The 21,678-nt window shown below is 72.0% G+C and carries 21 protein-coding genes; 16 read left to right on the top strand and 5 right to left on the bottom strand.

Annotated elements, in window-relative coordinates:
- Window positions 1–106: 106 nt before the first annotated feature.
- The 8 genes from AB0Q96_RS15095 (at window position 107) to AB0Q96_RS15060 (ending at window position 6,876) form a co-directional block, all read left to right on the top strand.
- The gene (locus tag AB0Q96_RS15095; RefSeq protein WP_365325396.1) at window positions 107–754 is read left to right on the top strand and encodes an HAD family hydrolase; all 648 of its coding nucleotides are present in this window, start codon (window positions 107–109) and stop codon (window positions 752–754) included.
- A gap of 43 nt (window positions 755–797) precedes the next feature.
- Window positions 798–2,009 (top strand): MFS transporter, encoded by a 1,212-nt coding sequence (locus AB0Q96_RS15090; protein WP_365325394.1) that lies wholly within the window; start codon window positions 798–800, stop codon window positions 2,007–2,009.
- Window positions 1,978–3,156: an acetoin utilization protein AcuC gene (locus AB0Q96_RS15085; RefSeq protein WP_365325392.1), complete on the top strand. Its 1,179-nt coding sequence runs from the start codon at window positions 1,978–1,980 to the stop codon at window positions 3,154–3,156. Before AB0Q96_RS15090 ends, AB0Q96_RS15085 begins: the two co-directional genes overlap by 32 nt.
- Before the next feature lie 106 nt (window positions 3,157–3,262).
- Entirely contained in the window at window positions 3,263–4,078 is an 816-nt protein-coding gene (locus tag AB0Q96_RS15080) for a phosphatase (protein ID WP_365325390.1), read from the top strand.
- Between the two features lie 127 nt (window positions 4,079–4,205).
- Window positions 4,206–4,415, top strand: a complete 210-nt coding sequence (locus tag AB0Q96_RS15075) for a helix-turn-helix domain-containing protein (protein WP_046910004.1) — start codon at window positions 4,206–4,208, stop codon at window positions 4,413–4,415.
- 151 nt (window positions 4,416–4,566) lie between these two features.
- Window positions 4,567–4,665 (top strand): AURKAIP1/COX24 domain-containing protein, encoded by a 99-nt coding sequence (locus AB0Q96_RS15070; RefSeq protein WP_003948845.1) that lies wholly within the window; start codon window positions 4,567–4,569, stop codon window positions 4,663–4,665.
- A gap of 148 nt (window positions 4,666–4,813) precedes the next feature.
- Window positions 4,814–5,872 (top strand): NAD-dependent epimerase/dehydratase family protein, encoded by a 1,059-nt coding sequence (locus AB0Q96_RS15065; protein ID WP_365325444.1) that lies wholly within the window; start codon window positions 4,814–4,816, stop codon window positions 5,870–5,872.
- Window positions 5,873–5,886: 14 nt separating this feature from the next.
- On the top strand, window positions 5,887–6,876 hold the full coding sequence (locus AB0Q96_RS15060; RefSeq protein ID WP_365325388.1) for a lysophospholipid acyltransferase family protein: 990 nt from the start codon (window positions 5,887–5,889) through the stop codon (window positions 6,874–6,876).
- Window positions 6,877–6,970: 94 nt separating this feature from the next.
- On the opposite strand, the gene AB0Q96_RS15055 is transcribed toward AB0Q96_RS15060, so the two are convergent.
- The 3 genes from AB0Q96_RS15055 to AB0Q96_RS15045 all read right to left on the bottom strand — a co-directional run bounded on the left by AB0Q96_RS15055 (window position 6,971) and on the right by AB0Q96_RS15045 (window position 10,662).
- Window positions 6,971–8,170 carry a DUF5667 domain-containing protein gene (locus AB0Q96_RS15055; protein WP_365325386.1) on the bottom strand — a complete coding sequence of 400 codons (1,200 nt, stop codon included), beginning with the start codon at window positions 8,168–8,170 and terminating at the stop codon, window positions 6,971–6,973.
- A 286-nt stretch (window positions 8,171–8,456) separates the two neighbouring features.
- Window positions 8,457–9,242 carry an ECF subfamily RNA polymerase sigma factor, BldN family gene (locus AB0Q96_RS15050; protein WP_365325384.1) on the bottom strand — a complete coding sequence of 262 codons (786 nt, stop codon included), beginning with the start codon at window positions 9,240–9,242 and terminating at the stop codon, window positions 8,457–8,459.
- Between the two features lie 457 nt (window positions 9,243–9,699).
- The gene (locus tag AB0Q96_RS15045; protein ID WP_365325382.1) at window positions 9,700–10,662 is read right to left on the bottom strand and encodes an HAD-IB family hydrolase; all 963 of its coding nucleotides are present in this window, start codon (window positions 10,660–10,662) and stop codon (window positions 9,700–9,702) included.
- A gap of 106 nt (window positions 10,663–10,768) precedes the next feature.
- On the opposite strand from AB0Q96_RS15045, the gene AB0Q96_RS15040 reads away from it, so the two are divergent.
- The 7 genes from AB0Q96_RS15040 (at window position 10,769) to AB0Q96_RS15010 (ending at window position 17,557) form a co-directional block, all read left to right on the top strand.
- Window positions 10,769–11,044, top strand: a complete 276-nt coding sequence (locus tag AB0Q96_RS15040) for a glutaredoxin family protein (RefSeq protein WP_365325380.1) — start codon at window positions 10,769–10,771, stop codon at window positions 11,042–11,044.
- Window positions 11,045–11,315: 271 nt separating this feature from the next.
- Complete coding sequence (locus AB0Q96_RS15035; RefSeq protein ID WP_365325378.1) at window positions 11,316–12,083, top strand: redox-sensing transcriptional repressor Rex; 768 nt, start codon at window positions 11,316–11,318, stop codon at window positions 12,081–12,083.
- Window positions 12,080–13,477, top strand: coding sequence for a glutamyl-tRNA reductase (locus AB0Q96_RS15030; protein ID WP_365325376.1), 1,398 nt, complete (start codon window positions 12,080–12,082; stop codon window positions 13,475–13,477). Before AB0Q96_RS15035 ends, AB0Q96_RS15030 begins: the two co-directional genes overlap by 4 nt.
- Complete coding sequence (gene hemC, locus AB0Q96_RS15025) at window positions 13,474–14,460, top strand: hydroxymethylbilane synthase (RefSeq protein ID WP_365325374.1); 987 nt, start codon at window positions 13,474–13,476, stop codon at window positions 14,458–14,460. Before AB0Q96_RS15030 ends, hemC begins: the two co-directional genes overlap by 4 nt.
- Window positions 14,457–16,127, top strand: a complete 1,671-nt coding sequence (locus tag AB0Q96_RS15020) for a uroporphyrinogen-III synthase (RefSeq protein ID WP_365325372.1) — start codon at window positions 14,457–14,459, stop codon at window positions 16,125–16,127. Before hemC ends, AB0Q96_RS15020 begins: the two co-directional genes overlap by 4 nt.
- 112 nt (window positions 16,128–16,239) lie before the next feature.
- Window positions 16,240–17,247: a porphobilinogen synthase gene (hemB, locus tag AB0Q96_RS15015; RefSeq protein ID WP_365325370.1), complete on the top strand. Its 1,008-nt coding sequence runs from the start codon at window positions 16,240–16,242 to the stop codon at window positions 17,245–17,247.
- A 37-nt stretch (window positions 17,248–17,284) separates the two neighbouring features.
- Entirely contained in the window at window positions 17,285–17,557 is a 273-nt protein-coding gene (locus tag AB0Q96_RS15010) for a DUF1876 domain-containing protein (RefSeq protein WP_365325442.1), read from the top strand.
- A 12-nt stretch (window positions 17,558–17,569) separates the two neighbouring features.
- On the opposite strand, the gene AB0Q96_RS15005 is transcribed toward AB0Q96_RS15010, so the two are convergent.
- The gene (locus AB0Q96_RS15005; RefSeq protein ID WP_365325368.1) at window positions 17,570–18,274 is read right to left on the bottom strand and encodes a DUF4232 domain-containing protein; all 705 of its coding nucleotides are present in this window, start codon (window positions 18,272–18,274) and stop codon (window positions 17,570–17,572) included.
- A gap of 341 nt (window positions 18,275–18,615) precedes the next feature.
- Here AB0Q96_RS15005 and AB0Q96_RS15000 point away from each other — a divergent pair, with 341 nt between their 5' ends.
- A complete protein-coding gene (locus AB0Q96_RS15000; RefSeq protein WP_365325366.1) occupies window positions 18,616–19,839 on the top strand; it encodes a helix-turn-helix transcriptional regulator in 1,224 nt (407 codons plus the stop codon).
- Window positions 19,840–19,870: 31 nt separating this feature from the next.
- Here AB0Q96_RS15000 and argS read toward each other — a convergent pair whose 3' ends face one another.
- Window positions 19,871–21,640, bottom strand: coding sequence for an arginine--tRNA ligase (argS, locus tag AB0Q96_RS14995; protein ID WP_365325364.1), 1,770 nt, complete (start codon window positions 21,638–21,640; stop codon window positions 19,871–19,873).
- Window positions 21,641–21,678 lie beyond the last annotated feature (38 nt).

Genomic DNA, 21,678 nt, shown 5'->3' with positions numbered 1-21,678 from the left:
TACTGCAGGGGGGACCCTGTGGGAGAGTAGGACGCCGCCGAACAATCATTGTGGGAAAGCCCCGCACCTTATGGTGCGGGGCTTTTCTGCGTTTAGGGTGATCTCCATGGGCTATGACCTGATCATCTTCGACAACGACGGTGTGCTCGTGGACAGCGAGCCGATCTCCAACACCCTCCTGGCCGGCTACCTCACCGAGCTCGGCCACCCCACCTCGTACGAGGAGTCGATCCGCGACTACATGGGGTCGGCCATGCACCGCATCCACGAGCTCGTCGAGGAGCGGTCCGGGAAGCGCCTGCCGGCGGAGTTCGACGAGGTCTTCCACCAGCGCGTGTTCGAGGGCTTCCAGCGGGAGTTGGAGCCCGTCGCCGGGGCCGCCGAGGTCATCGAGCGGCTCGTGGACGCGGGAGTGCCGTACTGCGTGGCCTCGTCCGGGAGCCACGAGCGGATCCGGGTCGGACACCGGAAGACCGGGCTCGACGTCTGGTTCCGGGACGGGATCGTGTTCAGCGCCGAGGACGTCGGCCGGGGCAAGCCGTCGCCCGACCTCTTCCTGCACGCCGCCGAGCGCATGGGAGTGGCCCCCGAGCGGTGCGCGGTGATCGAGGACAGCGGGCTCGGCGTCCAGGCCGCCGTGGCGGCCGGGATGGACGTCTACGCGTACACGGCGATGACGCCGCGCGAGCGTCTGGCGGGTGCCACCGGGTACTTCGGGGCGATGGACGAGCTTCCGGCCACATTGGGTATGTGATCCATCTACCGCTGAGTAGGTCCCGGCCCTACGCTGTGCCGCCATGAACGATGCGCGTTTGCGGCGTGGGCGGGGATCCCTGGCGGTCGGCTTCTTCGTGCAGGGGGTCACCTTCGCCCTGCTCGTGACCCGAATACCGGCGATCCAGGACCGGTACGGGATCTCCGACGGGCTGCTGCCCCTGTTCCTCGCGGCCGTGCCCGTGCTCGCCGGGGTGTCCAGTGTGCTCACCGAGAAGCTGGTGGCCCGGATCGGCCCCGCGCGGGTGCTGCGCTGGGCCCAGCCGGTGGTGCTGCTGGCGCTGCTCGGCGTGGGCGCCGGGTCCGAGCTGTGGCAGGCGGCCGTCGCCCTCGGGGTGTTCGGCCTCGCCGTCGGGGCGCTCGACGCCTCCATGAACATGCTGGGCGTCAGCCTCCAGCGGGCGTACGGGCGGAGCATCATGCTCGGCTTCCACGCCACGTACAGCCTCGGCGGCATCGCCGGTGCCTCGCTCGCCTGGGCGGGGGCGCACTGGCAGCTGTCGCTGTTCGTGTCCTACCTGCCGGTGGTGGCGCTGCTGCTGCCCGTGGTCCTCGTCGGGAGCCGCTGGTACGTGGCCGGGGAACGGGGCCCGGCGGCCGGAGAGGAGGGCGCCCAGGCCCCGGCGGGCGGCGGCGGTGTGGTGTTCCGGATGCTGCTGCCGCTGTGCCTGGTGATGACCTTCGCGTACATCGGGGACTCGACGGTCTCCAACTGGTCGGCGAAGTACCTCCAGGACGTCCTCGGCTCCTCCGAGGAACTGGCGACCGTCCCCTACAACGCGTACATGGTGACGACGCTCCTCGGGCGGGCCGTGGGCGACTTCGGGGTGCGGCGGTTCGGTGCCGTGCTCGTCGTGCGGTCCGGGGCCGTGCTCGCGGCCCTGGGCTTCGCCGTGGTCGCGCTGGCGCCGGGGCCGTGGGCGGGGATGGCCGGGTTCACGGTGCTGGGGCTCGGCCTGAGCGTGATCGTGCCGCAGACCTTCGCCGCCGCCGGCCGCATGTTCCCGGCCGCGAGCGACGCGGCCGTGGCACGGCTGAACGTCTTCAACTACGTGGGCTTCCTGGTCGGCTCGCCGCTGGTGGGCGCGCTGGGCGACGCGTGGAGCTACCGCGGGGCGATGGTGGTGCCGATGGTGCTGGTCCTGGTGACGGTGGTGTACGCCACGTCGTTCGGCTCGGAGAAGGCCCGATACGGTGGCTCGCATGAGCGGTCGCGCACTGTTGATGTGGGATGAAGCGGTCACGGGGTACGACTTCGGGCCCGAGCACCCGATGGACCCGGTGCGCCTCGCGCTGACCATGGGGCTGGTACGGGCCTACGGGCTCGACCGGGCCGTGGACGTGGTGGCGGCGAAGCCGGCCGGGGAGTCGACCCTGCGGCTCGTGCACCGCGAGGACTACGTGGCGGCGGTGCGGGCGGCGTCGGCCGACCCGCGGGCGGCCGACCAGGCGTACGGGCTCGGGACGGTGGACGACCCGGCGTTCGCCGGGATGCACGAGGCGTCGGCGCTGATCGCCGGGCAGTCGGTGGCCGCGGCGGAGGCGGTGTGGCGCGGCGACGCGGCGCACGCCGTCAACTTCGCGGGCGGCCTGCACCACGCGATGCCGGGGGCCGCCTCGGGGTTCTGCGTCTACAACGACGCCTCGCTGGCCGTCGCCCGGCTCCTGGAGCTGGGCGCGGAGCGGGTCGCGTACGTGGACGTGGACGTGCACCACGGGGACGGCGTGCAGGCGGCGTTCTGGGAGGACCCGCGGGTCCTGACGATCTCCCTGCACGAGCATCCGCGGACGCTGTTCCCGCAGACCGGCTGGCCGGAGGAGACCGGCGCGTCCGGCGCCGGCGAGGGCGCGGCGGTGAACCTGGCGCTGCCCGCGGGCACCGGGGACGCGGGCTGGCTGCGCGCCTTCCACGCGGTGGTGCCGGAGCTGATCGCCGATTTCCGGCCGCAGGTCCTGGTGACGCAGCACGGCGCGGACACCCACTTCGAGGACCCGCTGGCGCATCTGGCGGTGTCGCTGGACGCGCAGCGGGCGGTGCAGGAGGCGTGCCACGAGCTGGCCCACGCGCACGTCGACGGCGGCAGGTGGGTGGCGCTCGGCGGTGGCGGGTACGCGGTCGTGGACGTCGTACCGAGGTCGTGGACGCATCTGGTGGGCATCGCGGCGCACGCCCCGGTGGAGCCGGAGTCGGTGATCCCGTCCTCGTGGCGGGACGAGGTGTACGCGCGGACCCGGCAGCTGGGTCCCGCGCGGATGACGGACGGGCGCCGGCCGGTCGAGTGGCGGGACTGGGCGGCGGGTTACGACCCGGCGGACCGGCTCGACCAGGCGATCCTGGCGACGCGCAGGGCGGTGTTCCCGCTGCGCGGGCTGCTGGTCTGAGCCTGGCCTGAACCCGTTGCGGACAGATGCGTGGTGGTTACGCCAACTGTGCGGTGTGCGGGAGGTTTCGGCTCGGCCGCGGGGGTGTTCCGGCAGCATCGGGAGGATGTTGAGTACCGGGGCGCTGCGGGCGCATCTGTTGGCGGCGGGGTTGGCGGGGACGGTGGCGACGCCCCGGGAGACGAGTCTGCGCAGCTACCGGCTCTTCGCCGCGCGCGATCCTCGGGTGACCTTGGGGATCGAGCCGCTGTGGCGGTGGGACGAGGCCGAGTTGCTGCGCCTGATGGCGGACCGGTGCGGGGTGTCGGGGGATCCGGCGCACCGTTCGGGGCCGGACGCGATCGATCCGGAGCGGACCCTCGGGGGCCTCGCGGCGTTCGCGGAACGGCTCGGGGAGGCGGCGGGACGGCGTGCCCCGGTGCTGTTCGGAACGGGCCATCCGCACCGGCTGCTCGGTTTCTACGCCACGCTCGCAGACGCTTTGTCGGCGGCGGGATGTCTTGTTCTCACCCCGGCGCAGGGGAGATGTGTCGACATAACGACCCGGTTCGGCGTACGTACGTACCTCGTGGACTACGTACGGGGGGTCGCGCTGGTGCGCGAAGCCGACCTGTCCGCCGCAGGGCGTGAGACCGGGGCGCACACCCACTCCCCGCTGCCGGTTAGGGCCGTGCTGGAAGGTGCGGCCGAGGCCGGCTGGCCGCTGCCGGAGCTGGTGGTGGGGGATCACGGCTGGGTCTGCGGGGCAGGTCAGCTGGGTATCGAGGCCATCGGTCTCGCCGATACGGATGATCCGGCGTTGTTCGTCGGGGAGGCGCAGGGGCAGGTGTCCGTGGCCGTTCCGCTTGATGACGCGGTGCGCTCGGACTACTACCGTCCACTCACTCGCTATGTACTCAATCGAGCGTGTCTGTCACGGTAAACGGTCGATGGCAGCTCCTCTTCCCCACTCGTACCACCCGCCCCTAGTCTGGGCGTGAGCGCTCAGCGACGAAGAGTCACCGGAGGGGAAGCCGGTGCGCGTCGTGTGCGGAAGGTACAGGTGGGTCATGGCTGCTGGCGACAGGCCTCTCAACGAGGTGAAGTTTCTGACCGTGGCGGAGGTCGCCTCGGTGATGCGCGTCTCGAAGATGACCGTGTACCGCTTGGTACACAGCGGTCATCTGCCGGCGATCCGGGTGGGCAGGTCCTTCCGGGTGCCGGAACAGGCGGTTCACGAGTACCTCAGGGAGTCCTTCGTGGGGGTGGCGACCGCGTAGCGAGCGCGCGGCCCCAGTCCGCTTCCGCCCTCGGATTACGAGCGGGTCGCTCGGGGCGGTAGGCTAGCCCCTCGTAGGTCGTGTGGGCCCAGACGCCCCGCACCGATCCCCGCTGGCGCGGGGATGTTCCGAGTAGTGAGCGAGGGTAGTCGTGGGCTCTGTTATCAAGAAGCGGCGTAAGCGGATGGCGAAGAAGAAGCACCGCAAGCTGCTGAAGCGCACGCGTGTTCAGCGTCGCAACAAGAAGTAAGCGACCGTTGTAACGACGGCGTTCTGCCTCGGCGTGGCCCCTCACCGGTTTTCCGGTGGGGGGCCACGCTTTTATTGCGCCGAAATGCGGAGGCGCTACGGTGTCGGACAGCGGAACACCGATGGAAGACCGACGGAAGGCGCTCCTCTTGGGCAAGGTCGTGCTCGTCACCGGTGCGGCCCGGCACCTGGGCGCACGTTTCGTACGGCGCGTCCAGCGGGACCCCGAGGTCGGCCGGGTGATCGCCGTCGACGCGGTCGAGTCCCCGCACCCGCTCGGCGCCGCCGAGTTCGTCCGGGCGGACATCAGACAGCCCGCGATCGCCAAGATCCTGGCCCAGCACGACGTCGACACGGTCGTCCACATGGACGTCACCGGGACGGCGCTCGGCTCCGGCGGCCGTACGTCGGTCAAGGAGACCAACGTCATCGGCACCATGCAGCTGCTCGGCGCCTGCCAGAAGTCGCCGCGGGTCAGGCGGCTCGTGGTCAAGTCCAGCACCAGCGTGTACGGGGCCGCGCCCCGCGACCCCGCGGTGTTCACCGAGACGACGCCGGCGAAGTCGCTGCCGAGCGGGGGCTTCGCCAAGGACGCCGCCGAGGTCGAGGGGTACGTACGGGGCTTCGCCCGGCGCCGCCCGGACGTGGCGGTCTGCGTGCTGCGGTTCGCGAACATCCTCGGGCCGCGGGTGGACTCCCCGCTCGCCGAGTACCTGGACCTGCCGGTCCTGCCGACCGTCTTCGGCTACGACCCCCGGCTGCAGTTCGTCCACGAGGACGACGTCATGGACGTCCTGGAGCTCGCCGCGCGGGAGCCGCGCCGGGCCACCCTCAACAGCGGCACGTTCAACGTGGCGGGCGAGGGGGTGCTGCTGCTCTCCCAGTGCGCGCGGCGGCTCGGCCGGCCGACGGTGCCGGTGCTGCTGCCGGCGGTCACCTGGGTGGGACAGGCGCTGCGCACGGTCGGGGTCACCGACTTCTCGCCGGAGCAGATCCGGCTGCTCACCCACGGCCGGGTGGTCTCCACCGTCCAGATGCGCGAGACGCTCGGCTTCACCCCCCGGTACTCGACGGCGGAGGCCCTCGCCGACTTCGCCGCCAGCCGCGGTCCCGGCCTGCTGCCGCCGGAGCTGCTCGCGGGGGCCGTGGACCGGCTCGCCGGGCGCGTCGCCGCCTCCTCCACCCCGACTTCCCGACCCGCGGAATAGGAGCCCAGATCCCGATGGCGGACGCCAAGGTCATTCCGTTCGACGACGACCGGTCGCGGGCCCGTCGCAGGCCCCCCGTCCCCGGTGGCGGGGACGCGGCCGTGCGGGCCCTGCCGGCGCAGCAGCCCCCGGCCGGGGCCCCGGCGGAGCCCGCCGCGGGGTCCGCCGGCTGGGAGCGGCGCCTGGCGGGCGGTCTCGCGTTCCTGCGGCGGCGGGTGACCGGTGACTACGAGGTCGACGAGTTCGGCTACGACAAGGAGCTCACCGACCAGGTCCTGATGTCGATGTTGCGCCCGGTGTACGAGAAGTACTTCCGGGTGGAGGTGAAGGGCGTCGAGAACATCCCGAAGGACGGCGGGGCCCTGGTGGTCTCCAACCACTCGGGGACGCTGCCGCTGGACGGCCTGATGATGCAGGTGGCCGTCCACGACCACCACCCGGCCGGCCGGCACCTGCGGCTGCTCGCGGCGGACCTGGTCTTCATGCTGCCGGTGGTGAACGAGCTGGCCCGCAAGGCCGGGCACACGCTGGCCTGCTCGGAGGACGCGGAGCGGCTGCTGCGGGCCGGGGAGATCGTCGGTGTGATGCCGGAGGGCTTCAAGGGGATAGGGAAGCCGTTCGCCGAGCGGTACAAGCTGCAGCGCTTCGGGCGGGGCGGTTTCGTGTCGACGGCGCTGCGCGCGGGCGTGCCGATCGTGCCGTGCTCGATCGTGGGCGCGGAGGAGATCTATCCGATGCTCGGCAATGCCAAGACCCTGGCGCGGGTGCTGGGCCTGCCGTACTTCCCGCTGACCCCGACCTTCCCGTGGCTGGGGCCGATGGGCGCGCTGCCGCTGCCGACGAAGTGGACCATCCAGTTCGGCGAGCCGATCCCGACGGACGGCTATCCGCTGGAGGCGGCGGAGGACCCGATGCTGATGTTCAACCTGACCGACCAGGTCCGGGAGCAGATCCAGCACACGCTGTACAAGCTGCTGGTGCAGCGGCGGTCGGTGTTCTTCTGACGGCCGCCGACGGGCGCCGCTGAGCCCTGCCGTAGGTACGGGGAAGGGGGCGCCGCCCGGCCCGGGTGGCGCCCCCTTCCCCGTATCGCCGGGGCTACTTCACGTCCTCGCTGTTGATGCCGAGGCCGGGCAGCAGGCCCGGGAGGATCGGCGGGATCGTGACGTCCGGCGGGCGGGGTGTGGGATCGCCGGACGGGGTGGTGTTCTGGCCGGTCTGGGGCGGGTTGAGCAGGCCGCCCGTGTTGCCGCCGAGGAGGCCCTCGTCCTTGGGCGCACCCGTGCCGGTGCTGGAGCCCGAGGGGTGCGGCTGGGTGGCGTCGCCCGTGGTGGAGGGCGTGGCCGGCTGGGTGCGCGGGTGCTGGGGGTCGGCCGGCTGGGTGTGTCGCGGCGTGCTCGGGCCGCCGGAACCGATCGTCCCGCGCTCGGGGGTGCGCGGGAGCACGGACTGGAGGGGCTCGACCTCTTCGTCTATGGCGTCGAAGACGTCGTTGACCTGGTTGCCCACGTCGGTCAGCTGGACCGGGAGCCGGTCGCGCAGCCCGTCCCAGGTGGCGCGGTGGGACTGGGCGAAGGAGTTCAGCCGGGCCATGGGGCCGATCTCGCCGTCCCGTTCGTAGGCCTGGCGGAGCAGTCGGTGCCCCTCGGAGGCATCGTGCTCCATGCCGCTCAGCACTCGGCGGATCTCGCCGAGGGACTCGTGGTCGAGGTCGCCCAAGCGGCCCCGTTCCATGAGTCTGCGGGCTTCGCTCAGTCGGGTGGAGGCCTGGTCGAGGTAGATCCCGCCGCGGTCGGCGTCGTCGTCGGCCATGCCCAGCTTGAGGTCCTCCATGCCGCGCTTCAGCCCGTACAGGGAGTCGCCTGGGAGGGCGTCGGAGCTCGCTGCGGCGACGCCGCTGAAGGCTCCCGCGGCGACGCCGACGGTGAGCCCGCCCGCGGCGAGGCCCTTGGTCCAGCGGGAACGTGGTCGTAGCTTCCGGAGCGGGGAGGCCCGGTGGGCCCCCTTGCCGCCGGCCGTCCGCTGCTCGGGCACGGTACGGACCGCTGCCGCGGTCCCCTCCGCGAACATCGCCTCCATGGCGGCGACGAGCTGTGCTCGTTGCACCACCTTGACCTCGGGGTCCATCACCGGCTTCGGCAGCTCGCCGAGACCGTTCGCCAGGGCCAAAAGCCGTCCCTGCTCGGCCGGTTCGGCCGTAGCTTCGGACTGCTCGGCCGCCACGGCCTCGGACGTCCGGTCCTCCAGGGCCTGGGCGAAGGCGTTCGCCCGCCGGTGCGCCGATACGTTCGCGATCACTGGCGGCACCTCCTCTCGTCATGACGTACGACTCCCCGGGGGGTTCGGAGGGTTGCACACCTTGAGCGCATCCACACGAAAGAGTGAGTGGATGCGGACCCGGTGTGACCACAGGGAGTCTGCATGTCGCACAACGAGCGGCGCGGCACTTGGGTTACGCGCGAAAGATGATCGGACCAGTGCGTCATCGAGGCGTCACCGACTGTGAGTTGGTCTCGGGTAGTGGGGGGTGTGGGGGGAGGGGCGACGCCCGGGCGTCGCGGCGCGTGTGGGGGGCGCGCCGCGCTCAGCGGGCGTCGTCCGGGAGGAGCCGGGCCAGGGTGCGGACGGCCCGGTACTGGAGGGTCTTGATCGCTCCCTCGTTCTTCCCCATGACCCGGGCGGTCTCGGCGACCGACAGGCCCTGGAGGAAGCGGAGCGTCACGCACTCCTGCTGCTGGGGGTTGAGGCGGCGGACCGCGTCGAGCAGGGCGGCGTTGGAGAGGGACTCGAGGACGGAGTCCTCGGGGCTGCGCTCCACCTCGTTGGCGTCGAGCATCTCGCCGGTGGTCACTTCGAGGCGGAAACGGCTCGACTTGAAGTGGTCGGCGACGAGGTTGCGCGCGATGGTCACCAGCCAGGCGCCGAAGTCGCGGCCCTGCCAGGTGAAGGTGGAGATCCGGCGCAGGGCGCGCAGGAAGGTCTCGCTGGTGAGGTCCTCCGCCGTCGCCTTGCCGCCGACGCGGTAGTAGATATAGCGGTAGACGGTGTCGCTGTACTGGTCGTAGAGGCGGCCGAAGGCGTCGGCCTCCCCGGCCTGGGCGCGTTCGACCAGGTCCATCATGCGGGCGCTGTCGCTGTCGGCGGTGGGCCGGCGGGCGGCGGTCGAGGTTCCGGCGCCGCCCCGGGAGCCGCGTCTGCCGACGGCGGCACCGCTCTCGGCGAGGGCATAGCAGGGACCGACAGGTGCCGGTCCGGCGAAGGCGGGTGCGAGGCCGGCGTACGCGGTGGGGACGAAGCCGCGCAAACGGTCGAGGACCGTTGCGCGCAGCGTAGCCAGGCCCGAGGCGTCAACCCCGACGTGTGGGTACACGGGACTCCCAGAGGCAGAGCTTCCATCACGTGCAGTGCGGGACCGTTCACTCGTCGTGGCGACGTGTGGGGTCTCTCATGCGTCTGAGGAGAATAACGCTTCGTACAGGCAGCGCTACACCCAGTTGCTCAAATCATCGATTCCGTCGTATCCGTTACTGCTTACAGTCGGAACAAGTCGCACTTCGTGACCGGTTGTTGACCGGATTACTTCCGAGTGTGATCGGAGGCGGGTTGGGTTGTGCTCAAGTGCGGGACGGGGGAGTGATCGAGGCCGCTGCCGGGTAGGGGGCGGTGTCGCCGGGGTGGCGCCGCGCGCGTGGGTGTTCGACCACGTACGGGTGAGGCCGGCTGGTCCCGGGTTGTCCTAGGTGATCACAGCCGGAACGTATCCGCGGGGCGCGCCGCGCCGGGAGCGCGCGGGAGCGGGGCGGCGCCCGGGCGGGCCGGGCCCGGTGTCAGCGGCGGCGGCGGTGCAGGGCGAGCGCGGCGGCCGTGCCGCCCGCGAGGGCGCCGACGCCGGCGGCGGCCGGGATGCCGACCTTGGCGGCCTTGCGGCCGGTCCGGTAGTCCCGCAGCCGCCACTCCCGCTCCCGCGCGTGCCGGCGCAGCTTGGTGTCCGGGTTCACGGCGTACGGGTGCCCGACCAGCGAGAGCATCGGGATGTCGTTGTGGGAGTCGCTGTACGCGGCGCAGCGCGCGAGGTCCAGGCCCTCGGCCGCCGCCAGGGCGCGGACCGCCTCGGCCTTGGCCGGTCCGTGCAGGAGCTCGCCGACCAGGCGGCCGGTGTAGACGCCGTCGACGGACTCGGCGACCGTGCCCAGCGCGCCGGTCAGGCCGAGCCGGCGGGCGATGATCGTGGCGGTCTCGACGGGGGCCGCGGTGACCAGCCAGACCTTCTGGCCCGCGTCCAGGTGTGCCTGGGCGAGCGCCCGGGTGCCGGGCCAGATGCGGTCGGCCATGTACTCGTCGTAGATCTCCTCGCCGATCGACATCAGCTCGGAGACGCGGTGGCCCTTGACGATGGACAGGGCGCTGTCGCGGGCCTCCTGCATGTGCTCGGGGTCCTCGACCCCGGCCAGCCGGAACCAGACCTGCGCCCAGGCGAAGCGGGCGAGTTCGCGGCGCTGGAAGAACTTCCGCTTGTACAGGCCGCGGCCGAAGTGGAAGATCGCGGCGCCCTGCATCACGGTGTTGTCGAGGTCGAAGAAGGCGGCGGCCTCGGTGTCGCCGGCGACCGGGAACTCCGGCTCCGCGGGGGCGGTTTCCTCGGCGGCCTCGTCCCGCCGCAGCGCCTCTTCTCTCTCCCGCTCCAGCTGCTGCGAGGTCTTGCGGGCCGCCTCCGCGGCGGCCTCGCCTGCCAGGACGCTGCGCGCGGTGGCGGAGCGCCTACGGGGGGTGAGCCATCCCAGAGCGGCCATGTCGTTGAGCATAGCCAGTCTGTTCGGTACTTCCCGACTTGTGAGGATGCCGTGGTGTGAACTCTGGGAGCCGCGCGTGTGACCCGGGCCGTGCGGGCCGCGCAGAATGGGCGGCATGTTCGGACGTACGAAGAAGAAGGCCGGCCCGCGCACGGTGACGCTGATCGGGAAGCCGGGGTGTCATCTGTGCGACGACGCCAGGGCGGTGGTCGAGGCCGTCTGCGCCGAGACGGGCGCACTCTGGGAGGAGAAGGACATCACCCTGGACGAGGAGCTCCACCGGGCCTACTGGGAGCAGATTCCGGTGGTCCTGATCGACGGCGAACAGCACACGTTCTGGCGGGTGGACGCCGGGCGGCTCCGGCGCGAACTGGGTGCGTGACCGAAAGACGGCTACCATCATGGACGTTTTGTTGGGTTTGGGGGCGGCGTGGTGAGGAGAGTGTGCGGCTTTGCCCCCTTCGGGTTCTCAACGCTCTGACGCCGTCCGCGGTTCCGTACCGTCGCGAACCGGCCGCGTGACCCCGGTCACTTTGGCCAGACAAAACGGACACCATCTTTGTGCACGCGTTCACAAAGACATAGCCTGCATTCGACGGGGCGGTCCTGGGACACACGGCCGCCTGCAGCCCCGCTCATCCCGCAGGAGCACCGTGGCAACTGGCCGAACTCACCGACCGGCGACCCGTAGCCGAGGAATTCCCGAGGCCACCGTCGCCCGCCTTCCGCTGTATCTGCGTGCCCTCACGGCGCTGTCGGAGCGCTCCGTACCCACGGTCTCCTCCGAAGAGCTCGCGGCCGCCGCGGGGGTCAACTCCGCGAAGCTGCGCAAGGACTTCAGCTACCTCGGCTCGTACGGGACGCGCGGCGTCGGCTACGACGTCGAGTACCTCGTCTACCAGATCTCCCGCGAGCTCGGCCTGACCCAGGACTGGCCCGTCGTGATCGTCGGGATCGGTAACCTCGGCGCCGCGCTGGCCGGCTACGGCGGCTTCGCCTCCCGTGGCTTCCGGGTCGCCGCCCTGATCGACGCCGACCCCGCGATGACCGGCAAGCCGGTCGCCGGGATCCCCGTCCAGCACAGCGACGACCTGGAGAAGATCGTCAACGAGGACGGCGTCTCCATCGGCGTCATCGCGACCCCGGCCGGGGTCGCCCAGGTCGTCTGCGACCGCCTCGTGGCCGCCGGCGTCACCTCCATCCTGAACTTCGCCCCGACCGTGCTGTCCGTGCCCGACGGCGTGGACGTGCGCAAGGTCGACCTCTCCATCGAGCTGCAGATCCTCGCCTTCCACGAGCAGCGCAAGGCCGGCGAGGAGACGGGCGCCGACACCGCCGCCGCGCCGCCGGCCGGCCGCGGCACGGACGAGGGCGAGCGCAAGGGACCTGACGGGGACATGCCCGCCGTGATGCCGGCATGAGCCTCCTCGTCGTCGGTCTCAGCCACCGCAGCGCCCCCGTCAGCGTCCTGGAGCGGGCCTCCCTCTCCGGCGACGCCCGCGCCAAGCTGCTGCACGACACCCTCGCCGCCGAACCGGCCGCCGAGGGCGCCGTCCTGGCCACCTGCAACCGCATCGAGCTCTACGCCGACGTGGACAAGTTCCACGCCGGTGTCGCCGAGCTGTCCACGCTGCTCGCGCAGCACAGCGGCGTCGGCCTCGAAGAGCTCACCCCTTACCTCTACGTGCACTACGAGGACCGGGCCGTCCACCACCTCTTCTCGGTGGCCTGCGGCCTGGACTCCATGGTCGTCGGCGAGGGCCAGATCCTCGGCCAGATCAAGGACGCCCTCGCGGTCGGCCAGGACCTGCACACCGCCGGACGCCTCCTGAACGACCTGTTCCAGCAGGCCCTGCGGGTCGGCAAGCGGGCCCACAGCGAGACCGGCATCGACCGCGCCGGACAGTCGCTGGTCACCTTCGGGCTCCAGCGCCTCGTCGAAGGCGCCGGCAATGGCACCGGCACCGGCACCGGCGCCGCGCACGGCACCGACGTGGACGCCTGGGCCCGGGGCAAGCGCGCCCTGGTCATCGGCGCCGGCTCGATGTCCTCGCTGGCCGCCGCGACCCTCGCCCGCTCCGGCGTCGCCGAGATCGTCATCGCCAACCGCACGGCCGCCCGCGCCGACCGCCTCGTGGAGATCCTCACCGAGGCCGGGGGAACGGGCGTGGCCGCGCGCGCGGTCGAAATGGTTGCCGTCGGCGACGAACTGACACGTGCCGACATCGTCGTCTCCTGCACCGGCGCCACCGGCCTCGTCCTCACCGGCGACGAGATCGAGACCGCCGCCCAGGGCCGCACCGCGCCCCTCCACCTGCTCGACCTCGCCATGCCCCGCGACATCGACGCCGCCGCCCACCGCATGCCGGGCGTCCACCTCGTCGACATCGAGTCCCTGGCCGAGGCCTCCGCCGACGCGCCCATGGCCGCCGACGTCGACCAGGTGCGCACCATCGTGTCCGACGAGGTCGCCGCCTTCGGCGCCGCCCAGCGCGCCGCGCACATCACGCCGACCGTGGTCGCCCTGCGCGCCATGGCCGCCGGCGTGGTCGCCGGCGAGGTCGCCCGCCTCGAAGGCCGGCTGCCCGACCTCGACGACAAGCAGCGCGCCGAGATCACGCAGACCGTGCGCCGCGTGGTCGACAAGCTCCTGCACGCGCCGACCGTGCGCGTCAAGCAGCTCGCCAGCGAGCCCGGCGGCGCCGGGTACGCGGACGCACTGCGGACACTCTTCGACCTCGACCCGGAGACGGTTGCCTCTGTCAGCCGGGCCGACCTGAACGACGGCGACGTCAAGAACCGAGGGCGAGTATGACCGAGAGGGCACTGAGGCTCGGGACCAGGCGCAGCAAGCTCGCCATGGCCCAGTCCGGACATGTGGCCGACGCCGTCCGGCAGGCGACCGGCCGACCCGTCGAGCTCGTGGAGATCACGACGTACGGGGACACCTCCCGCGAGCACCTCGCGCAGATCGGCGGCACCGGCGTCTTCGTCGCCGCCCTCCGCGACGCGCTGCTCGCCGGCGAGGTCGACTTCGCCGTGCACTCCCTCAAGGACCTGCCGACCGCCCAGCACCCCGAGCTGGCGCTGGCCGCGATCCCGAAGCGCGAGGACCCGCGCGACGTCCTCGTCGCCGGCCCCGGGGTCACCCTCGACCGGCTGCCCGCGGGCGCCCGCGTCGGCACCGGCTCCCCGCGCCGCATGGCCCAGCTCAACGCGTACGCGCGCAGCCACGGCCTGACCATCGAGACCGTGCCGATCCGGGGCAACATCGACACCCGCGTCGGCTATGTACGCAGCGGAGAACTGGACGCGGTGGTACTCGCCGCGGCCGGACTCAACCGCATCGGCGGAACCGAGGAGCTCACCGGCTCCCTGTCGCTCGACCACCTGTCGGTCGACTCGGTCCTGCCCGCCCCCGGCCAGGGGGCCCTGGCGGTCGAGTGCCTGGCGTCCGACGCCGCGCTCGTCGCCGCGCTCGCGGAGCTCGACGACCCGTTCACCCGGGCCGCCGTGACCGCCGAGCGATCCCTGCTCGCCGCCCTGGAGGCCGGCTGCTCCGCACCTGTGGGTGCGCTGGCCGACCTGCTGGCCGACGACCCCGGTCACGGGCAGGTTGTCACCGAAATGCGCCTGCGCGGCGTCGTCGGCACCACCGACGGCTCGACGCTGGTGCAGCTGTCCACCACCGGTCCCGTACCCACCTCGCACGACGAGGCGGTGGCACTCGGACGCGAACTCGCGGACGAGATGCTCGCCAAGGGTGCGGCCGGTCTTATGGGGGAGCGAGCACTTTGAGCCCCACCAGCCCGACCACCAGCCCCGCGTCCGCAGCCTTCTTCGGCCACGGTCACGTCACCTTCCTCGGCGCAGGCCCGGGCGACCCCGGGCTCCTGACGCTCCGGGCCGTCGAAGCCCTGTCCGGAGCGGACGTCCTGATCGCCGAGCCGGAGGTGCTCGAAGTCGTTCGCGGCCATGCGCGCGCGGGCGTGAGCACGCCTGAGCTGACGGTCATTGACGACGCGTCAACAACCGTCGGAGTCCCCGTGTTGAGGGATGCGACCAATCTTGTCATGGAGGCCGCACGCGGCGGCAAGCGGGTCGTCCGTGCGGTGACCGGCGACCCCGGCCTCGACGGGAACGCGGGCCAGGAGATGCTCGCCTGCGCCGCCGAGGGCATCGCCTTCGAGGTCGTGCCCGGTGTCGCCACCGCCGTCGGCGTGCCCGCGTACGCCGGTGTCCCGCTGCGCGACGCGCAGGGCACCGACGTCCGCTTCGTCGACGCCCGTACCGCCGACGACCGCTGCTGGTCCGAGGTCGGCGCCTCCGACGGCACCGTCGTCGTCTCCACGACCCTCGACGCGGTGGCCGCGGCCGCCGGTGAACTGGTGGCGGCGGGCCGTAAGCCGGACACCCCGCTCACCGTCACGATCGCCGGCACCACCACCCGTCAGCGCACCTGGAACGCCACGCTCGGCACCATCGCGCAGGTCTTCAAGCAGGGCAAGGTGCTCCCCTCGCCCGAGGGCCACCGGCCGGCGATAGCCGTGGTCGGCGAGCGCAGCGCCGCCGCACAGCGCGACCAGCTGTCGTGGTTCGAGTCCAAGCCGCTCTTCGGCTGGCGGGTCCTCGTGCCCCGCACCAAGGAGCAGGCCGCGTCGCTCTCCGACCAGCTGCGTTCCTACGGCGCGGTGCCGCACGAGGTGCCGACCATCGCCGTCGAGCCGCCGCGCACCCCGCAGCAGATGGAGCGGGCGGTCAAGGGCCTGGTCACCGGCCGCTACGAGTGGATCGCCTTCACCTCGGTCAACGCCGTCAAGGCCGTCCGGGAGAAGTTCGAGGAGTACGGGCTCGACGCCCGCGCCTTCGCCGGCATCAAGGTCGCCGCGGTCGGTGAGCAGACCGCCGCCGCCCTCGTCGACTTCGGCGTCAAGCCGGACCTGGTGCCCAGCGGCGAGCAGTCCGCCGCCGGCCTCCTGGAGGACTGGCCGCCCTACGACCCGGTCTTCGACCCGATCGACCGCGTCTTCCTGCCGCGCGCCGACATCGCGACCGAGACCCTCGTCGCCGGGCTCATCGAGCTGGGCTGGGAGGTCGACGACGTCACCGCCTACCGGACCGTACGGGCCTCGCCGCCGCCGGCGGACACCCGCGAGGCGATCAAGGGCGGCGGCTTCGACGCCGTGCTCTTCACTTCCTCGTCGACCGTGCGGAACCTCGTCGGCATCGCCGGCAAGCCGCACAACGTCACCGTCATCGCCTGCATCGGCCCGGCGACCGCCAAGACGGCCGAGGAGCACGGCCTCCGGGTCGACGTCCTGTCGCCCGAGCCGTCCGTGCACAAGCTGGCCGAGGCCCTCGCCGACTTCGGCCTGCGCCGTCGCGCGGCGGCCCTGGAGGCCGGCGACCCGGTCACCCGGCCGAGCGAGCGACGGCCCGGGGCACGGCGCCGCCGCACGACGTGATGTGACCCGCCCGAAAGGGGCGCGGACCCTCCCGGGACCCGCGCCCCTTTCGCGTACCGGCGGCAACACGGTGTCGGTAAGTGCGCCCGGCGGGCGGGCGTAGCCTCGGGGCATGAATGCGTACGGATCCTTTCCCGGGGCGCGCCCGCGCCGGCTGCGGACGACTCCCGTCATGCGACGGATGGTGGCCGAGACGAGGCTGCATCCAGCCGATCTGATCCTGCCCGCCTTCGTGCGGGAGGGCGTCACCGAACCCGTGCCGATCTCCGCCATGCCCGGCGTCGTCCAGCACTCGCGGGACACGCTCCGCAAGGCCGCGGTCGAGGCCGTCGCCGCCGGCGTCTCCGGGATCATGCTGTTCGGCGTGCCCGAGGACGAGAAGAAGGACGCCGCCGGCACCGCGGGCACCGACCCCGACGGGATCCTCCAGGTCGCCATCCGCGACGTGCGGGCCGAGGTCGGCGACGAGCTCGTGATCATGTCCGACCTGTGCCTGGACGAGTACACCGACCACGGCCACTGCGGCGTCCTCGCCGCCGACGGGCGCGTCGACAACGACGCCACCCTGGAGCGCTACGCCGAGATGGCCCAGGTCCAGGCCGACGCCGGCGTCCACGTCGTCGGCCCCTCCGGGATGATGGACGGCCAGGTCGGCGTCATCCGCGACGCCCTGGACACCATCGGCAAGGAGGACGTGTCGATCCTGGCGTACACCGCCAAGTACTCCTCCGCCTTCTACGGCCCCTTCCGCGAGGCCGTCGGCTCCTCCCTCCAGGGTGACCGCAAGACGTACCAGCAGGACCCCGCCAACCTGCGCGAGTCGCTGCGCGAGCTCGCCCTCGACCTGGAGGAGGGCGCGGACATGGTCATGGTGAAGCCCGCCGGGCCCTACCTGGACGTCCTCGCCAAGGTCGCCGAGTCCGTCGACGTGCCCGTCGCCGCGTACCAGATCAGCGGCGAGTACGCGATGGTCGAGGCCGCCGCCGAGAAGGGCTGGATCGACCGCGACAAGGCGATCTTCGAGACCCTGACCGGCATCCGCCGGGCCGGCGCGCAGATGATCCTCACGTACTGGGCGACGGAGGTCGCGCAGAAGCTGAGGGCGGCGCACTCTGGATAGGTAGCCGACAGGTATCCCGCCGGAGGTGGTCCTCATGATGAACACGCTTGTCGGATGGCACGTCGAGATGGAGTTCCGGGAGGAGGGCGACCGGACGAGCGCGGCGGCGATGGTGCGGCTCGGCGACGGCACCGAGTTCCGCGCCCACGGCAACGCCCATCGGCACCCCTCCGACCCGGATCAGCTGCGCGTCGGGGAGGAGATCGCCGGCGCCCGGGCCCTCATGGACCTGGCCTCCCAGCTGCTGCAGAAGGCCCACACCGAGATCGACGACGCCTCGGGGCGGACCTCCCACCCGATCAACCGCTGAGGGCCGAGGCCCTCAGTACGTGAGCGCGTCCTCCAGGGTGCGCTGCCAGTACGAGACGGCGGCGCCGTCGTCGGCGAACGTGCCGCTCGGCGCCGTCACCGTCTTGCCGCTGTCCGAGGTCAGGTACACCCGGATCGTGCGGATGGTGCGGCCGTTCGTGTCCGGGCCCGGCTCGCCCGTCAGGATCAGCGAGGCGTAACCCGACTCGCCCGGCGCCAGCGTCACCACCGCCTGCGGCTTGCTGTCCTCCACGACCCTGATCGCCGCCTGCGGGTCGTCGAAGCCCACGGAGGGCGCGCCCAGGGCGTTGCAGGGGCGGCTTCCCACGTTGGTGACGGTCAGCACCAGGTGGTTGACGGGGCGGCTGACCCGGCTCGCCACGATCTTCGTGTTCGCCGCCGTGCAGGTGGCGGTGACCGGCGTGCCCGAGGACGGCTTGTGGGGCTTGGCGGACGGCTTCGGCGCGGGCTTCCCGGTGGTCTGCGGCGCCGGCTTCGCGTCCTGCCCCGACGCGGTGGGCTCCGCCGACGGCGTCCCGGACGCCGTTCCGGACGGCTGCCCGGCCGGGGGAGTCGTGTGCGTCGCCTTGCTCGTCGCCGACGTGACCGGGGCCGGGTCGGCGGTCGTCCTGCCCCCGTCCGACTGGCAGGCGGTCAGGGAGAGCGCCGCCACGAGGGCGGCGGCGGGCAGGGTGAGACGGCGGGCGAAGGTGCGCATGGTGGGGTCCCCGTGTGGTGGTCGGTGAGTGGTGCGGTGCGGTGTGGTGCGTGGTGCGGTGCGGTGCGGTGCGGTGCGTGGTGCGGTGCGGTGTCGTGCGTGGTGCCGTGCGGTCACTGGTGGATCAGGAGAGCGATCACGATCGCCGTGCAGGCGATCAGGACCGCGACGGCCAGGGCGTCGGTGACGCTGCTGTTCGGCATGGCTCAAACCTTGCGGGGAGAGGTGATCCACCCGCAATCGGCACGGGACAATGGGGGACGCTGGAACGCTCACACCTACGGTGACCTGGGGAAATGGTCCTCCCCTGGAACGCGTTCCCGGGATGCGGGGAGAGGCTGATGGAGGCGGCGGACGGCTTCGCGGAGCTCATGCGTGAGCTGAAGGAACGGTCCGGACTCAGTTACGGCGCGCTGGCGAAGCGCCTGCACGTCAGCACCTCGACCCTCCACCGGTACTGCAACGGGGACGCCGTACCGACGGAGTTCGCCCCCGTCGAGCGGCTCGGGCGCCTGTGCGGCGCCGGCCGCGAGGAGCTCGTCGAGCTGCACCGGGCCTGGATCCTCGCGGACGAGGCGAGGCGGCGGGGGAAGACGGAGCCGGGGGGCGGGGCGGGAGCCGAGCCGGGAGCCGGGCCGGAGGGCGGGGCGGAGGGCGGGGCGGGAGCCGAGTCGCTAGTGGCCGCCGGAGGCGGGGGCGGGGCGGAGAGCGGGGGCGTGGCGGAGGCCGGGGGCGTTCCCGAGGCCGGAACCGTGCCCGGGGCCGTTGCCGTGGCCGTGGCGTCCGGGTCCGGTGTCGCCGGTGGTGTTCCGGGGGCCCGTAAGCGGCTCGTCGTCCTGCTCGCCGCCGTCGCGGTCGTCGGACTCGTCGTCCCCACCGCGTACGTCGTCGGGCGCGCCGACGACAACCGGGACGGAGCCGCAGGAGCGGGCGCCGACACGGGGCCGCCCGCACCGCTGAGCGTCGGCATCAGCTCGTACAACTGGGCCGAGCCCTGCGGCCAGTACTACGTGCTCGACCAGCAGCCCGGGCACGTCCCGCCGCCGCCCACGCCCCAGGACACCCGCGGCTGGGCCCGTGCGCTCGGCGGGATCGACGGCGGGCACATGCAGCTCCAGCTCACCGTCACCGGCCGCACCCAGGCACCCGTGGTCCTCACCAAGCTCCACGTGCGCGTCGCCGAGCGCGGCAAGCCGCTGGACGGTTCGGTGTACTCCATGGGCGACGGCTGCGGCAGCGGGGTCACCCCGCAGACCTTCGACGTCGACCTCGACGCCCCCCGCCCCTACCTGAAGCCCGTCGCCGGACAGGACGGCGACCGGGTGGTGCCCGCCAAGAACTTCCCGTACAAGGTCTCCACCGGCGACCCCCAGGTCCTCAACCTGGACGTGCACACCGAGGAGAACGCCGCCACCTGGTACCTGGAACTCAGCTGGAGCAGCGGCGAGCAGCACGGGACCGTACGCGTCGACGACGGCGGGCAGCTGTTCCGCACCACCGCGATCGCCGGACGCCCCACGTACGGCTACTGGCCCGACAAGGGGACCTGGAACAAGCAGGAGTGACCCGGTCCCCTCGTCGTGCCGCCGTGTGCCGTCAGAGGCGCTCGGGGGTCCGGATGCCCAGCAGCGCCATGCCCTGGTGCAGGGTGCGGGCGGTCAGGTCGCACAGGAACAGGCGGTTCTCCACCTGCTCCGGGGTGTCGGCCTTCAGGACCGGGCACTCCGAGTAGAACGTCGTGTACTGCGACGCCAGCTGGTACAGATACGCGGCCAGCTTGTGCGGCGCGTACTCCACCGCCGTCTCCTGGACCAGCTCGCCGAACGTGTCCAGGTGCAGACCCAGCGCGCGCTCCGACGCCGCCAGCGCCAGCTCCGGGTGGGCGACCGGCTTCGCGTCCCCCGCCTTCCGCAGGATCGACTGGATCCGCGCGTACGCGTACTGCAGGTACACCGACGTGTCGCCGTTGAGCGAGACCATCTGGTCCAGGTCGAACTTGTAGTCACGCGCCGCCGACGTCGACAGGTCCGCGTACTTCACCGCGCCGATGCCCACCTGGGCGCCCCGCTCGGCGATCTCCGCCTCCGACAGGTCCTGGGCCTTCTCGCGGACGACGGCCGACGCGCGGTCGATCGCCTCGTCCAGCAGGTCCACCAGACGCACCGTCTCGCCCTCACGGGTCTTGAACGGCTTGCCGTCCTTGCCGAGGACCGTGCCGAACGCCAGCTGGACGGCCTTCACGTCGTCGTTCAGCCAGCCCGCCCGGCGGGCCGTCTCGAAGACCATCTTGAAGTGCAGCGACTGACGGGCGTCCACCACGTACAGCAGCGTCGACGCCTTCAGGTTGCCCACCCGGTCACGGATCGCCGAGAGGTCCGTCGCCGCGTAGCCGAAGCCGCCGTCGGACTTCTGGACGATCAGCGGCGTCGGGTTGCCGTCCGGGCCCTTCACGTCGTCGAAGAACACGCACAGCGCGCCCTCGGACCGCACCGCGACACCCGACTCCTCCAGGAGCCGGCACGTCTCCTGGAGCATCTCGTTGTAACCGGACTCGCCGACCACGTCGACGTCACGGATGTCCATGTCCAGCTTGTCGAAGACCGAGTAGAAGTAGATCTTCGACTCGTCGACGAACCGCTGCCACAGCGCCAGCGTCTCCTCGTCACCCGCCTGCAGGTCCACCACCCGCGCACGGGCCCGCGCCTTGAACTCCTCGTCGGAGTCGAACAGCGCGCGGGAGGCCTTGTACAGCCGGTTCAGGTTCGACATGGCCTCCTCGCCGGAGACCTCCGCGCCCTCACCGCCGGCCGAGTGGTCCAGCTCGTGCGGGTGCTCGATCAGGAACTGGATGAGCATGCCGAACTGGGTGCCCCAGTCGCCGATGTGGTGACGCCGCACCACCGTCTCGCCCGTGAACTCCAGGATCTCGACCATCGCCGCGCCGATCACCGCCGACCGCAGGTGCCCGACGTGCATCTCCTTCGCCACGTTCGGCTGCGCGTAGTCGATCACCGTCGTGCCCGCCGACGGGTTGAACGGCACACCCAGCCGGGCGTCCGCCGCACGGGCGGCCAGCGTCCGCACGATCGCCTCGTCGGTCACCGTGATGTTCAGGAAGCCGGGGCCCGAGACCTCGATCTCCTTCAGCACGTCGTTCTCCGGGATCGCCGCGACGACCTGCGTCGCCAGCTCACGCGGATTGCCCTTCAGCCGCTTCGCCAGCGCCAGGATGCCGTTGGCCTGGAAGTCGGCCCGGTCGCTTCGTCGCAGCAGCGGGTCGGCGGACCCGGCGTCCGGCAGGGCTGCCGAGAGGCCGTCCGCGAGGCGCTGCTGCACGGTCGAAGCGAGGGAAGGGACCGAGGCCATGAGCTTCCGTTCCTGTAGGGGGATGTCCGGGCCGCGCC

Source organism: Streptomyces sp. NPDC093111 (genome assembly GCF_040683955.1).
Taxonomy (GTDB): Bacteria; Actinomycetota; Actinomycetes; order Streptomycetales; family Streptomycetaceae; genus Streptomyces.
The sequence above is the reverse complement of the archived record's forward strand: the minus strand, read 5'-3'. Positions and strand labels throughout refer to the sequence as shown.